Source organism: Neisseria sp. P0009.S007, from assembly GCF_051962515.1.
Genome location: NZ_JBQCVF010000009.1, coordinates 1 through 13012, shown reverse-complemented (window position 1 = coordinate 13012; position 13012 = coordinate 1). Strand labels below are relative to the sequence as shown.

Genomic DNA, 13012 nt, shown 5'->3' with positions numbered 1-13012 from the left:
ACTAAATTCTGAACTACACCAACTGATATTATTATCATCTAACCGAGTTTTATTTAGAATTTAATATCGATTTTTATAGCTGATAGTCCCTTTTCTTCTCATTTCTTCCAAAGCACGGCTTCTTTCTGGATTCTGGGTATAAAGATGCGTTCTCTTTCGTCCTCTTGGGATAGTTCGGTCTGCATTACCTAAAGGAACATGACCTGTATTAAAGGCCCGCATGTGTTTAGGTAAATATTTCTGTTGTTGCAAATCCGACTGTGTTTCCTTAGCAAGGTAATAGCAAATCTGTCTGAGTTTATTGATATTATCATGATCCGAATATCCAATGACCAGACCCAAGATATACCGTTCATTCTCTATATCTTCAGATTGCCATGTGTTTTCATTCATACGAGCCAAATTAGAACTGTATGCTCGTCCTATACCTTTTGTAATCACATTTTCCCAATAACGACAGATACTATTTGCATAAATGATGTCATTTTGTACCCTCTGTCCATTAAAGAATAAGACCATATGACAATGCCAACCTGTCAAAGGTGCATACTCTATTTTGCTGATATAGGTAATGTAATGTTCAAACAGCTTGTTCTTACGGATATTGTTACGAAACTTAGTTAGCCAAAATCTTAGGTCAAAATAACCATGCTTATCGGTAAACTCTTTTTTGACATAGAAATCTACTCTGATAGGTAGAATCTTGGAGTATGAAGAGAATAAATTACTAATCAATGAGTTGATTGCAATTTCATGGTCTTTGTTAAATACATAATCCTTACTGAAGAAATCAGGATGTGGTTGATTCAATTTGAGGTGTTCCGACTGAATTTTAGGAAGAATGGGTCTTGTATTATGCATATTGGTTTGTCCTTCGTGATTTAGGTTAAGTAGGTATCAACCTGAGCTATCGCTTTACTGTTATTAATATTAATAATTCAATAACATTTAAAAACCTAAAATCAGATGATGGAAACTCATTGATTTTTCGTGGTTTAAAAAACGGAAAAGGTCGATATAGTTGCTGAATCGGAAATATCGTGGAGGTACACAGTTATTTCTATTCATATCCTTTACCTAAACAAAAAAAATTGAATCTATTTGTTTTAAAAAAGCACCATGCAATTGTGCATAGTGCTTTCTTAAATTAGGTATTAGCTGCTTTCTCCGCAATCTTTTCAGCCAAAGTAATGGCAGATTGAGAACCTTCCCGTACCGAAATGGCGGTTTTTTCAGGGTAGAACTCTTCAACAATCGCTACGCCGTCTTCCTCATTTTCTTCAAATGCTCCCGCAGCAAAACCGTTTCGAGCGGCTTCATCTAAAGCTTCCTGCTTAAAACCAGCTTGAATACGCTCTTCGTAGGTTTTATGAGCTTCATTGATGGCTTGATTCAGAGTCATTCCCTCCCGGATGACCAAATCCACATAGTAAATTGGTGTACGAAAAGACATCGTGGTTGATTTGCTACGTAGCTTGAGCTCTAGAGGCAGAGTGGACAGTTTCTTGCCTGATAAAGCAGAGAAATAATGCAGTCGAGATGCCAATGTACGAATGCTGTTAAACCCTGTGGTTCTGAAGATAAAACTACCCACTTCATCATCCTCACCGATTCGTACATTCAGACGACCATAAGGTTTGCATTGACCATTTGCACCTATCGGGCAGGAATTGGGACTAGGGCAGTATTCTGATTTAACCCCTTCAGGAGTGGTACGCTTACAGGATTCGCCATTACCAACACAGATCGGGCGACCTGTTTGTCGGTCAAACAAACTGTATTGGGCACGTAAATTTAAATCGGGGTCATCAAAAAGCAGCATTACCGGGATGGAACGGAGCTTTTCATTGGCTTTACGCAGTTGTTCATTAATCGGATGTGGTATCCATTTGCCATGCTTTTGTACTTGGGTAGTAATGGTAAACTCATCATCTTTAACGGGTACATTTTTACCGTTCTTCTCTTCGACTTTACCAATGCTGATACGACCAATGACAGGCGGTGTTAATGCGAGTCCTTTTAACATAGTGATTCCTTTTTGAATAAAAACAGACGACCGTCAGGCCGTCTGTTGGTTTATGCGGTTTTATTACTGAGTAAGAAGCGACGATTGCCAGCTTTCAGGATTTGGTATTGAAGAGCCAAATCAGGGTTTTCAGCAGCCATACGTTTACTATCTAAAACCATGCTGTCCTTGCTACGTTTATAGCTGATCGAGCCATTTCGAAACTTTGCGTGAGCAGCTGTACCCATTGCCTGAATCAACCGTTGCTGCATTTTGGCTTCGTCTGCATGGATAGACTTCAGTAGTTGCCGGGTTTCTTGCAAGTCATCAAACACATGATTCAAATCTGCATCAGCAGTTAAATCAACAACCTCACCGTCATCATTTGGAAATAGACAACGGAGAGCCTGCTCTGCTGACATAGAGCCATCAGCTGGTGGAGCGATATCGTTTTCAACGTAATACCAAAATTGACGCTCCAGCTTAATCAGGTTTTCAATCATAGTTTCATCACGTTCAATACGATGAATCTGCAAATCTTGGCCACAAATCAGAACAGCCACATCAGCAGTCTGTTTGCCGGTTACCGCCAATTGATGCATAACCTGAACTTGGACATAGTCAGGTATACCGTCCTTCCATAGTTTTGCTCCATTCATTCCTGCAGTTTTACACTCCAAGATTTGTACGTCAGTGTTTCCGACAATTTCACGGTCAAGATTAGCCAGCATAAAGGGAATGGTCGGATGCTGAAGTACGGCATTAACCCGACGTACCTTATTGCCAGTACGTTTACTGTAATGTTTAGCAACAATCGGTTCTAGGATAGTCCCCCAATAAACAGGCTGGGTATCATCCTCAATATCAATCTGTGGCAACATTTCCCCTCGGCCTGTTTTTTCCATCCACAGTGCCAAAGGGGATTTGTAGGGATTCAACCCAATTGCAGCTGCTGCATCAGAACCGCCAATACCCGATTGACGAACAGCAAGCCATTTATCACGTTCCATCTGTTTGGTTTCTACCAGACGGAGGGGTTTAGCATGATGAGAAGCTTTGGTTTGAGCTACTAAAGTATTCATTTAAAAATTCCTTTCTATACAAAAATAAAGCCCCTGTATCCTTTGGGATACAAGGGCTTTATTAGTTTGATTTAAGGTAAAAGAGAGGCCAACTGAACAACAGACGACTTATGCGACCAGTTCAAGAGCATGGTCTAAAGCGCGTTGTTTAAGAGCGGCACCTTGACCAAACCATGCACTATCTAAACGATATTCGTTAGAGCGAGCACGTCGTTCATGGTCTACATACTCAGTCATAGCACATAACAAACCCCACGCGGTATCTTTGGTAGCGCTGACTTGCATCCCTCGACCATGACCGTTGTACAGGTCTTGAACCTTAGCTAGAGCGCGTTCATTAGTTAAGCCTGCACCTGTTTTGAGATTGTCAGAGTTACAGAGTACCCGCATAAAGAAATGCATGGCTTCATGGTTTTTGATTTTACGTTCTGACAGCATTTTCATGCGGTACATAAACGAATCCCAGCCAGTTATTGCCATGCCTAATCTGCGTTTAACATCTTCAGCATCAAAGTTTGTACTATGTGGTACTTTAATCGAGGTAGAAGTACCATTTAAAGCAACCGCAAGCGTATTGGCACAAACTACACGGATAGTTGTCGGTGTGGCGGTTGTAGCCAAAGTACCATCACATGACGTAGCCAAGAGAAGATAGCCTTTAACCACATCATTGCCTTTTAAAACAGCTTCCTTACCTGTTCGTGCTAGAGCCCAAAACTTGCGTCCTGATTTTAAGACACCTGCCGTTTCCAACTCATAGCCTGCCTGCTCGGTTAAATCACGATAGAACTCTAAAACCTCCTGTGGTTGCACTACCTGATAACGTTTGCTTACCACAGACAAGGGTTGCTTGTTATCAGAACGAAACAGAACCTTGTGATCCTCAAAAGGCATAATTAGGGACTGGTGACCCAACTCAGGCATCTCAACATCATAGCGGACTGTTGATTCCTGGATTCTCCAATCCATCCCTGCAGCCTTTGCCCATACTTCGATAGGTTGTTTCTCAGGCAAATGATTGCCTAAGTTGTGCCACGGTGCTTTGCCTGTATAGGCCATTGTCTGAATATCATGAGCCATGATGCCCCCTTAATTGAATTCTGTGTCACAGTCTAAGCAGCGATAAAGGTCTAAAACAGAACCATCTAACTGTTCCCCAACCTTGCTACCAGCAATACTGCCTGAAACTGAACCTACCAAACCACCAAACAAAGCTCCAGCAATCGAGCCAGTTATTAAGCCAACTGGCCCGAATGCTGCGCCTACCACAGCACCATTTTCTGCACCAGTCCAAGCTCCTGAAACCCCCAAAACTCCTCCACTGACAGCTCCAATACGTGCGCCAACGGTTTTACCGATCTGACGCTCAATGACATTGTGTGAGTTACAATTCGGGCATTGAATTGACATATAAAACTCCTTGATATAACAATAGAAAAAAGCAGCTATGTAGGCTGCTTGGTTATTTCAAGTTAGTAATATATGGTTGAAAAAAAATAGAATAGAGAGATTATTATGGATAGTAATTTACGTCAGGTAAATGAGTTTATTAAAGTTATAGAACTAGTAGATGATTCAAATAAAGAAAGTGAAATAATACAAAGTATTGAAGACTTAAATATACCCCTATATTTTAAAGTAGGTAATAGAGCTTCTAGAGAGAAGATGGATATATATATCAAGAGAATGGCTCCTATTGATATATATTTAAGGCATATTAAAAATAAAAAATCTCCCAAAGATAGTAGTTATACCTTACCTAAAATTAGTATTTCTAGTTTGAATCTTTTCAAAAAAGAGACACCATTCGAATACAGGTTTTTAAATCAATTAAGTTTAATTAAACCAGTTCTTTTTCAAGACTATGGAGTAGGATTTACTTTTAGTAACCTGAATCTGAATAATTTAGATTATCCCAAGCTGGATGCGCCGATGATGATTGCTGTTTGTGGACAACCTGTAAATATGCATGAATACCAATTCAATGATGAGTTAAAGCAGGATTATGAAGAAGTTGAAAAATATTTAAAGAAAGAGGCTGAAAAGAAAGAGGCTGAGACTGGGCAAACGGAATTTTATTCATCAGTAACTTCATATTTCTTTGAAAAAAATCTCGAAGATATATTAATAGATAGCTTTGAAAATGAAGTTTCTGAGGCGGATAAAAAAGATTTTATTAAAAGGACAGGATTGTCACCACAAATAATTACTAAATTTTTTAATTCTAAGAAGGAGCAGCCACATTCACTCCCAATGGTACTAGATAAAATCAAAGTAGAAGCTGAAATTAAAAACTTTTATACAAATAATTATTATATATTTAATAATTATAATAATAAATTTGAACACGTAAATTATTTTTGGAAAAGAGGACCTCAAGGAGAAATATTCAATTTCTTTAAAAGTAATATTTTACAAGTTAATATCAATAAAAGCTTTCGTTTAAAATTTCAAGACTTGTATATTTTAAAATCTGATATAGATTTAGTGAAAGAAGAAGTTTATAAGAGAAGATTAATGTTTAATTTAGGTTATAGTCAAAGTCAAATTGAAGTTTTACCTGAAAATTTAAGGACTATTCTTGATATTATAAAGATACTTGAAAAGAAACCAATAGTTGAAAAGAAAGTTGTCGATAATTATATGCAATCAAAATTTCCAAGTTTATTATCTGATAATCATGATAAACGTTTGGCATTTTTAACTTCTCTAGTAAAGAAGAAAAGAAACTTACACTTTAATAAAAAATCTAATAATGTTGGAATGAGTAAGTTTCTTAAATTGCTCTGTGATACATTTATCTGGGCAAATCAGCAAAATCCCATAGTAATTATTAAAAGTCACGCAGATTTAATAAAGGCAATGGAAAGGTACAACTTCAAAGCATGTAAAGACGAATTCTATATGATAGAGAAATTGCAATCACATTCTTGGTTCTTGTTTGGGCGGAATTTAAATAATGCATAAGATTATGTATTTATTGAATAATTTATCAAAAAAGGGGCGTTAAGTCAATATTTTAACCCTGGTTTTGGGCTAATTTTAAACAATTTTGACCTATGCTTTTTTCTCTTAAATTTGCAAAATAGCGCCAAGGTTATCCAGAAAACGTCTGGAATATTTTAAATCAACTTTTGGAGCTTATTATGCTTGATAGTTTTAAAGAAGCACAACAAAATCTAAATCTGATTAAATTATCAGATTTACTTAAACTTGTACCACTTTCAAGGACTGGCATTTATGATCGTCTTAATCCTAAAAGTAGGTATTATGATTCGACTTTCCCGCGGCCCATTAAACTTGGTGAGAGAACCAATCGTTGGGTAAGAGAGGAAGTAGAAGAATGGCTTGAAGCATTAAAAGCACAACGCTTTAATTCACGTATGAAGGGAGCGAAAAATGAATGCTAACTTCAACGAATCTGAGTTACACCTTTGTTTACACTACAAATTAAGCAATCTCGCTAGAAGTGTACAAAACCAAATTCAATCGCCTATGCCGATAGTTGTTTCTTCTATGCTGACAGCGTTGTCAACTGCTATGCAGTCCTTTGTCAAAGTGAGGTTGCCTATAGGAATGACTATCCCAAGCAACCTGTATGTTTGCACTATTGCTGATTCAGGAGAGCGTAAAACCAGTACCTTAAATCTGTTTATGAAGGGTATCAGACAGTTTGAAAACGAATTAAGTGTTATGAATCAACAGATTATTTCCAGTAATAAGAGTAAGCAAATTGTTTGGGATTTGCGCTATTCTGAGCTCATGAAAAAGCTGAAGAAAGCAATTAATCAAAATGACGCGGGTAACATCGATGTTTATAGTGCCAAACTTAGGGAACTTGAATCGGAAAAACCAACTGAAGAACAAATAAGTAGAATTGTGTTTGATGATGCCACAATTGAGGCTCTGACTTTTCAATTAGGCCAATCGAAAGTGGGAGGCTTGTATGTAACGACTGAAGCTGGGAGTGTTCTAAAAAACATGACTACCAAACATACTTCATTGCTTAATACACTTTGGGATGGTGAGAAAATTCATGTTGACCGTCAATCTGGTTCTTATGACGTTGATAATATTTTAAGTTGCTCTTTTTCTGTGCAACCGGACTTGTTCACAGAAGCATTAGGTAAAAAAGAAAACATGATTCGAGGTAGCGGGCTGCTAGCCCGTATGTTGGTGTGTTATCCACAAAGCACACAAGGTTTCCGGAGTATAAGTGAGCCATTTACCAATTTTGATTTGGAAGACTTCAATACAAGGATGAAACAGCTGTGTCAATTTTCAATTAACTGTGCACAGGATCAGAAAATCATCTGTTTAGAATTTGATGAATCAGCCAAAAGGCTGTGGATTAATACAGCTAATGATCTTGAAGCAAACATTTCGGAAATAGGTAGGTACCAAAGCGTCAAAGATGTAGTAAGCAAATTCATGAATAATGCTTCGAGGATTGCAGCTCTGATTTATTTTTATCTTTATGGTGATGAAAACGAAGAAGCAACAAGCAAAATTCCAGAATCGATACTACATTCTTCTATTATGCTTATGGGATACTATTTGGAAGAGTCGCTCCGATTATTTGGCGAGAAGTCAGAAGAGCAGGTGCGTTTTGAGTATGCTCAATCCTTATTTCAATACCTTGCCAGAACCTATAATCCACAAAATCCTTATCCAGGTATAGAGAAGCAGACTATCTGTAGAAATGGTCCACGGTTAATTCGTAAAGCTGTTTTGGCACAAATCGCAATTGATGAGCTTGTGAGACATGGTTATTTATATTATCACCCAAATGGAAAACCACTCATTTATTGGTTTACTCACAAATGGTTTCTAGAAAATGGATACTTCTGCCCACCTGGGTATTATCCCCCTTGTTGATTTACAATTAACATACTAATGGAGACCTTTACAAAAAAGCCTTCCTCCAACAGTCGAAATCCAAACACAGGTTTTCGGCTGTTTTTGTTTCAAATATCCACTGCTTCTACTCAAATACCCCCTTAATCCCCCTTGGATACCTGATAATCAGGCATCCGAGCCGCTTTCAACAGGTTCAAACACATCGCCTTCAGATGGCTTGGTGCACTCACTTTGCTCAGTCCGAAGTAGTCTGCCCGCGCATAGCGGAGTTTACGATGCAGCGTACCGAAGCTTTGTTCGACCACATAACGGGTTTTCGACAAATATCCGTTGCGTTTGGTTTGCACTTCCGTCAGCGGACGGTTACGGTGGGCTTTGCGCATAATGCCGTCCAGCAACCGATGCTCTTTCAGATGTTGTCGGTTTTTCTCACTGTCGTAGCCTTTGTCAGCATAGACGGTTGTACCTTCGGCTATCCCTTCCAGCAAAGGCGACAGGTGGTTGCACTCATGAGTATTGGGGGAGTGATGTGCAGTTTCTCGATATAGCCTTCCTCATCGGTGCGGGTATGTTGTTTGTAACCGAGTCTGTAGAGGCCGTTTTTCTTTGTCCAACGGGCATCGCTGTCTTTACTCGGTGTGGTTTGGCCGCTGACTTGTCCTTCTTCATCGACTTCTATGGCCTGACGCTGTTTGCTGCCGGCGGTTTGAATAATGGTGGCATCAATGACGGCGGCGGATGCTTTCTCTACTTTTAAGCCTTTTTCGGTCAGTTGGCGATTAATCAGTTCCAATAATTCAGACAGGGTGTTGTCTTGCGCTAACCAGTTGCGGTAGCGGCATAAGGTGCTGTAATCGGGGATGCACAGTTCGTCAAAACGGCAAAACAGGTTGAAATCGATGCGGGTGATGAGGCTGTGTTCGAGTTCGGGATCGGAGAGGCTGTGCCATTGTCCGTAGAAGCGCAAGAGCGACGCGAACGAATGAAAAAACAGTTCGCCGACTAAAATATAGATGTAGAAACCTTAAAAGGCCGTCTGAAATACTATTTGCACTTATTCCCGATTTGCTGCAACGGATGTTATCGGGCGGATTGGCAAAAGCGGAATTGCCCGGCGTCCGCACAGGCTTGGGATTCATCGATCGCAAGCTCGGCGGCTTTCTCGAACTGGGCTGGTATGCTTATCAAATGAAGCTCATCGGCACAGGCAACACCCCGCAGCCGAAACGCTCCGCGTGGGCGGAACTGTTCCGCCTGCTGAAAAACATCCGCCAACACCGCCTGCGTTCCGAACGGGCGTAAAAAGTGCGGTGTTTTGCAATTTTTCGCTTAAATTCCATCGCTTGCAGCTACAAAAGTGCGCTCTATTTTACGAATTTTTCTTTATATTCCCCAACAGTAATCTGCGCCCTTCAAATTCCTTGCCGGCAATTTCCAAAGCGAAGCGTTCTTTGTCGGCGTCGCGTACTTTGTCGTGTACGGCACGTAATTCCTGCACGCTAGCACCCAATGCCTTGACGATTTCATCGCCCATTTTCATGGAAGAATAGAAGGTTTCGCGCACTACGAAATCCGCTTCCGCTTTCACTAGGGCCAGCGCATTGCGTCTGTCCCAGGCGCGCACGAACACCTTGGCGTTCGGGTTGATATGATGAATATTTTCCACAATTCTGACCGCACTTTCTCTGTCGTCCACGCATACCGCTACGATGTCGGTGTGTTCCACGCCGCTGGCATGCAGCACGTCGGCGCGGGTGGCGTCGCCGTAATAGACTTTGAAACCGTATTCGCGTGCGACGTTGATGATGTCGGGATCGTTGTCCAGAATGGAAATGGTGGCACCGTAGGCTAGCGGCATTTGGCTGACCACCTGCCCCATGCGCCCGAATCCGATAATCAGCACGTTGCCGTTGAGTTCGCCCGCATGTTCTTCCACATCGTCCACTGCCGCAGCTGCGCGGGGTTCTTTGAAATAGCGGTCGAACAGCATAACGCTGAAGGGTGTCATAATCATGGAGAGCACCACGATTGCCGTCATATTCGCTAGCACTTCCGCATTAATCGCCCGTTGTACGGCAGCGGAGGCGAGTAATACGAAGGCGAATTCACCGCCCTGCGACATCAGTACGGCGCGGTGTATCGCGGTGTGATGGCTTGCTTTGGTAAAACGCGCCACTCCATAAATGGCAAGGCATTTCAAGATAATCATCAGTACAGTGGCGGAAAGAATTACCTTCCAGTTATTGAGCACCGTTGCCACATCCAGCGACATCCCGACAGCTAAGAAAAACAGCCCGAGCAAAAGGCCTCGGAACGGTTCGATATCCGCTTCAAGCTGATGACGGAAGTCGGATTCCGACAGCAGCACTCCCGCCAGAAACGCACCCATCGCCATAGACAGACCGCCCAGCTCCATTAAATAAGCCGCACCGAGTACCACCAGCAGCGCGGCGGCAGTCATCACCTCGCGTGCTTTGGATTTTGCCAGAATTTTAAACAGCGGATTGAGCAGCCAAATACCTGTCGCAATCAACGCTGCCAAAGAAAGCGCGGCAACACCGATTTTCTGCCATAGCGGTACGGCATCGGCAACGGCATTGGGATTATCGGGTGCTAGAAATGCTACAATCGCCAGCATGGGCACAATCAGCAAATCTTCAAACAGCAAAATGGAGACAATGCGCTGACCTTGCGGTGTGCTGATTTCATGACGTTCGTCCATAATCTGCATGACCATTGCGGTGGAGGTGAGTGTAAAACCTACCGCCGAAATAAACGACATCACTAAAGAAAAACCGTAAGCCAGCCCGATTAGGGTAAGGAACAGACTGGAAAACGTCACCTGCAGGGTACCCAAGCCGAAAATCTGATTACGCAATTTCCATAAATGCGACGGCTTCATTTCCAGCCCGATCAAAAACAGAAACATCACCACGCCGAATTCCGCAATATGCAAAATAGCGTGGGAATCGGTAACGAGCTTTAATCCGAAGGGTCCGATAACCAGCCCCGCAGCCAAATAACCCAGAATCGAGCCTAGACCTAAACGTTTAAATAACGGCACGGCAACTACCGCCGCCCCCAATAACACCACCACGTGCAATAAATCGCCGTCAGCCGCTTCTACCGCCATAATTCCTGCCTTTGTTAATTCATAAAAATTTTTCGTATTATAAAGAAAAATCGCCGTAACACAAAAAAGCCGTCATTTGACGGCTTCCTCTAAGAAAAGTGCGGTCGGTTTTTGTTAAATTATTGCACTTTGCCGTCGATTTCGATCGGGGTATATTCCACCGGCAGCCAAGTGTAGCGCCGTTGCTTTCGGCACGGATGTGTCTGATGCCGGGGAAGGGCATATGTGCGCCAGCTATCCAGATTTTACGTGTGGCGGCATCTTTGAGCGCGTCTTGGCGGCTGGCGCGTGCCTGTTTGGGGTCGCTGTCAAACTCAATGGCGATTTCGGGATCGGAGAGGCTGTGCCATTGTCCGAGCAGGACGGCTTTGAACATGGATAGCAGTGGATAGGCGGGACGACCGCGGTGGTCTCGAAGGTAACGGGCTCTTTGACGATTCAGGTACTGTTCGATCGGTTGCCAATCAATCACCTGATCCAACTTCAATAGTGGGAAACGGTCGATGTATTTGGCGATCATGGCTTGGGCAGTTTGCTGGAAGAAGGTGGTCATGGAAAATCCCCTGAATGTCTTAGTAGGAATTTAGGGGATTTTTGGGGGGATTTTGCAAAGGTCTCTAATGGCTAAAACGGCGAATATCGCCGTTTTAGCAATACTTAACGTCTGGAGTTTTTCAATCATATACAAATAGATGCTCAAATCTGCTTGAAGGTCGTAATTATTTACTATCCAATAGTGTCCAACTGCGTTCATTTTTTATTCAATCTCTTGTTGAGCATAAACCAAGAATTTAATATGTCGGTACTTTCTACTCAAACAGGGGGTAATTTCAATTATTAGGATCCTACCGACCGATCATAGTTATGCTTGGAGGGGCAAATTTATATGTGGGAAACTAGTAATTCGACTTTTTATGGTATACGTTGGTAACTTTGAAAAATCTCGTGTTTATTAACTAAATGGTTGAGGCCATATGATATTATTGGTATAGTTGAAGCCAATGTTGGAAATAGTAGACAGAATTGATTTGATGTAGCTCTACAAGTTTTGGTGGTACATTTGTTGGTATCTTTAAGAGTTTGACTGAAAATATACTTTAAATACATTCGGTTATATAGTTTTGTGAATCCTGCTCCCACAACCAAATATAAAAATCCCCTGCAATCGCAGGGGATTTTGCTTTATGCGGTATTTATTGTTGCTTGGATTGATTGAAAGGCCGTCTGAACCATTGGGTTTCAGACGGCCTTTTTTATTGGCCGATGTTATCGGCGGCTAATTCGTTTTTGTCTTTTATTTTGGGTTTGCGTTTTTCAGACGGCCTATTGTTACTCCGGATCGGTATCGTTACGCAGGTATTCTTTCAGGCGTTGCAATTCTTTTTTGTCCAACCATTTATTGCGCGAACGTTGCAACAGGATCACCAATGCGGCGATTTCGTTACGCATATTGGTACTGAGCCAGAGGAAGCCTTGCCAGTCGTAATGCAGGCGGGCGGCCGGTTTGCTTAGTTCGGTATTGAGCGAAGTATCGATGCGGATGCGGCGGGCGTAGTGGCCTTTGATGAGACGTACGGTCAGGCGCAGTTCGCGTTGGAGTTGGTTGAAATGGCGGTCGAGCAGGCGGATTTCGCTTTCGTTGAGCGTGGGCGCGCGCAGTTTGGCGGCGGTGGTCAGGAGCAGCTCGGTGGTGGTGACGATTTTGCGGTGGGCATGTTGCATGGCTTCCATCATATTGTTGCTGATGTGGCTTTCGCCGGATGTTGCGGCCAGATGGCTGCGGCTTTTGACCATGCGGGCGTTGATTTTGCGCATTTTAATCATGTTTTGCTCCAAGCGCTCGCGCGTCATGCGCTTGCCGTTGCTGATTTCGGCAATCATTTTGGCGCAGTCGGTGAGGTTGTCGGCAAGCATGAAGCGCCACATCAGGGT

At 42.2% G+C, this 13012-nt stretch carries 10 protein-coding genes and 3 pseudogenes; 4 read left to right on the top strand and 9 right to left on the bottom strand.

The features are described 5' to 3' along the window. Positions 1–60: 60 nt before the first annotated feature. The 5 genes from ACTHS3_RS02220 to ACTHS3_RS02200 form a co-directional block, all read right to left on the bottom strand. Complete coding sequence (locus tag ACTHS3_RS02220; protein WP_440367015.1) at positions 61–810, bottom strand: hypothetical protein; 750 nt, start codon at positions 808–810, stop codon at positions 61–63. Positions 811–1147: 337 nt separating this feature from the next. Continuing rightward, entirely contained in the window at positions 1148–2026 is an 879-nt protein-coding gene (locus tag ACTHS3_RS02215; RefSeq protein ID WP_070587915.1) for a recombination directionality factor, read from the bottom strand. Positions 2027–2076: 50 nt separating this feature from the next. Continuing rightward, a complete protein-coding gene (locus tag ACTHS3_RS02210; RefSeq protein ID WP_070587917.1) occupies positions 2077–3087 on the bottom strand; it encodes a YqaJ viral recombinase family nuclease in 1011 nt (336 codons plus the stop codon). A 108-nt stretch (positions 3088–3195) separates the two neighbouring features. Continuing rightward, positions 3196–4167 carry a DUF932 domain-containing protein gene (locus ACTHS3_RS02205; protein ID WP_440367012.1) on the bottom strand — a complete coding sequence of 324 codons (972 nt, stop codon included), beginning with the start codon at positions 4165–4167 and terminating at the stop codon, positions 3196–3198. A 9-nt stretch (positions 4168–4176) separates the two neighbouring features. Continuing rightward, entirely contained in the window at positions 4177–4497 is a 321-nt protein-coding gene (locus tag ACTHS3_RS02200; RefSeq protein WP_440367011.1) for a hypothetical protein, read from the bottom strand. A gap of 105 nt (positions 4498–4602) precedes the next feature. Between ACTHS3_RS02200 and ACTHS3_RS02195 the strand changes: the two genes are divergently transcribed. The 3 genes from ACTHS3_RS02195 to ACTHS3_RS02185 all read left to right on the top strand — a co-directional run bounded on the left by ACTHS3_RS02195 (position 4603) and on the right by ACTHS3_RS02185 (position 7965). Further along, positions 4603–6054: a hypothetical protein gene (locus ACTHS3_RS02195; protein WP_440367009.1), complete on the top strand. Its 1452-nt coding sequence runs from the start codon at positions 4603–4605 to the stop codon at positions 6052–6054. Positions 6055–6233: 179 nt separating this feature from the next. Continuing rightward, positions 6234–6497, top strand: coding sequence for a helix-turn-helix transcriptional regulator (locus tag ACTHS3_RS02190; protein ID WP_440367007.1), 264 nt, complete (start codon positions 6234–6236; stop codon positions 6495–6497). Beyond that, the gene (locus tag ACTHS3_RS02185; RefSeq protein ID WP_440367005.1) at positions 6487–7965 is read left to right on the top strand and encodes a YfjI family protein; all 1479 of its coding nucleotides are present in this window, start codon (positions 6487–6489) and stop codon (positions 7963–7965) included. The genes ACTHS3_RS02190 and ACTHS3_RS02185 overlap by 11 nt, the downstream gene beginning before the upstream one ends. 122 nt (positions 7966–8087) lie before the next feature. On the opposite strand, the pseudogene ACTHS3_RS02180 reads toward ACTHS3_RS02185, so the two are convergent. Further along, positions 8088–8902 (bottom strand): annotated as a pseudogene (locus ACTHS3_RS02180) (IS5 family transposase); the annotation flags it as partial. Positions 8903–9024: 122 nt separating this feature from the next. Here ACTHS3_RS02180 and ACTHS3_RS02175 point away from each other — a divergent pair. Continuing rightward, positions 9025–9249: a hypothetical protein gene (locus tag ACTHS3_RS02175; protein ID WP_440367004.1), complete on the top strand. Its 225-nt coding sequence runs from the start codon at positions 9025–9027 to the stop codon at positions 9247–9249. 67 nt (positions 9250–9316) lie between these two features. Here ACTHS3_RS02175 and ACTHS3_RS02170 read toward each other — a convergent pair whose 3' ends face one another. The 3 genes and pseudogenes from ACTHS3_RS02170 to ACTHS3_RS02160 form a co-directional block, all read right to left on the bottom strand. Then, a complete protein-coding gene (locus ACTHS3_RS02170) occupies positions 9317–11044 on the bottom strand; it encodes a monovalent cation:proton antiporter-2 (CPA2) family protein (protein WP_440367003.1) in 1728 nt (575 codons plus the stop codon). Positions 11045–11402: 358 nt separating this feature from the next. Further along, positions 11403–11633, bottom strand: a pseudogene (locus tag ACTHS3_RS02165) (transposase); the annotation flags it as partial. A gap of 776 nt (positions 11634–12409) precedes the next feature. Then, a pseudogene (locus ACTHS3_RS02160) lies at positions 12410–13012 on the bottom strand (FUSC family protein); the annotation flags it as partial.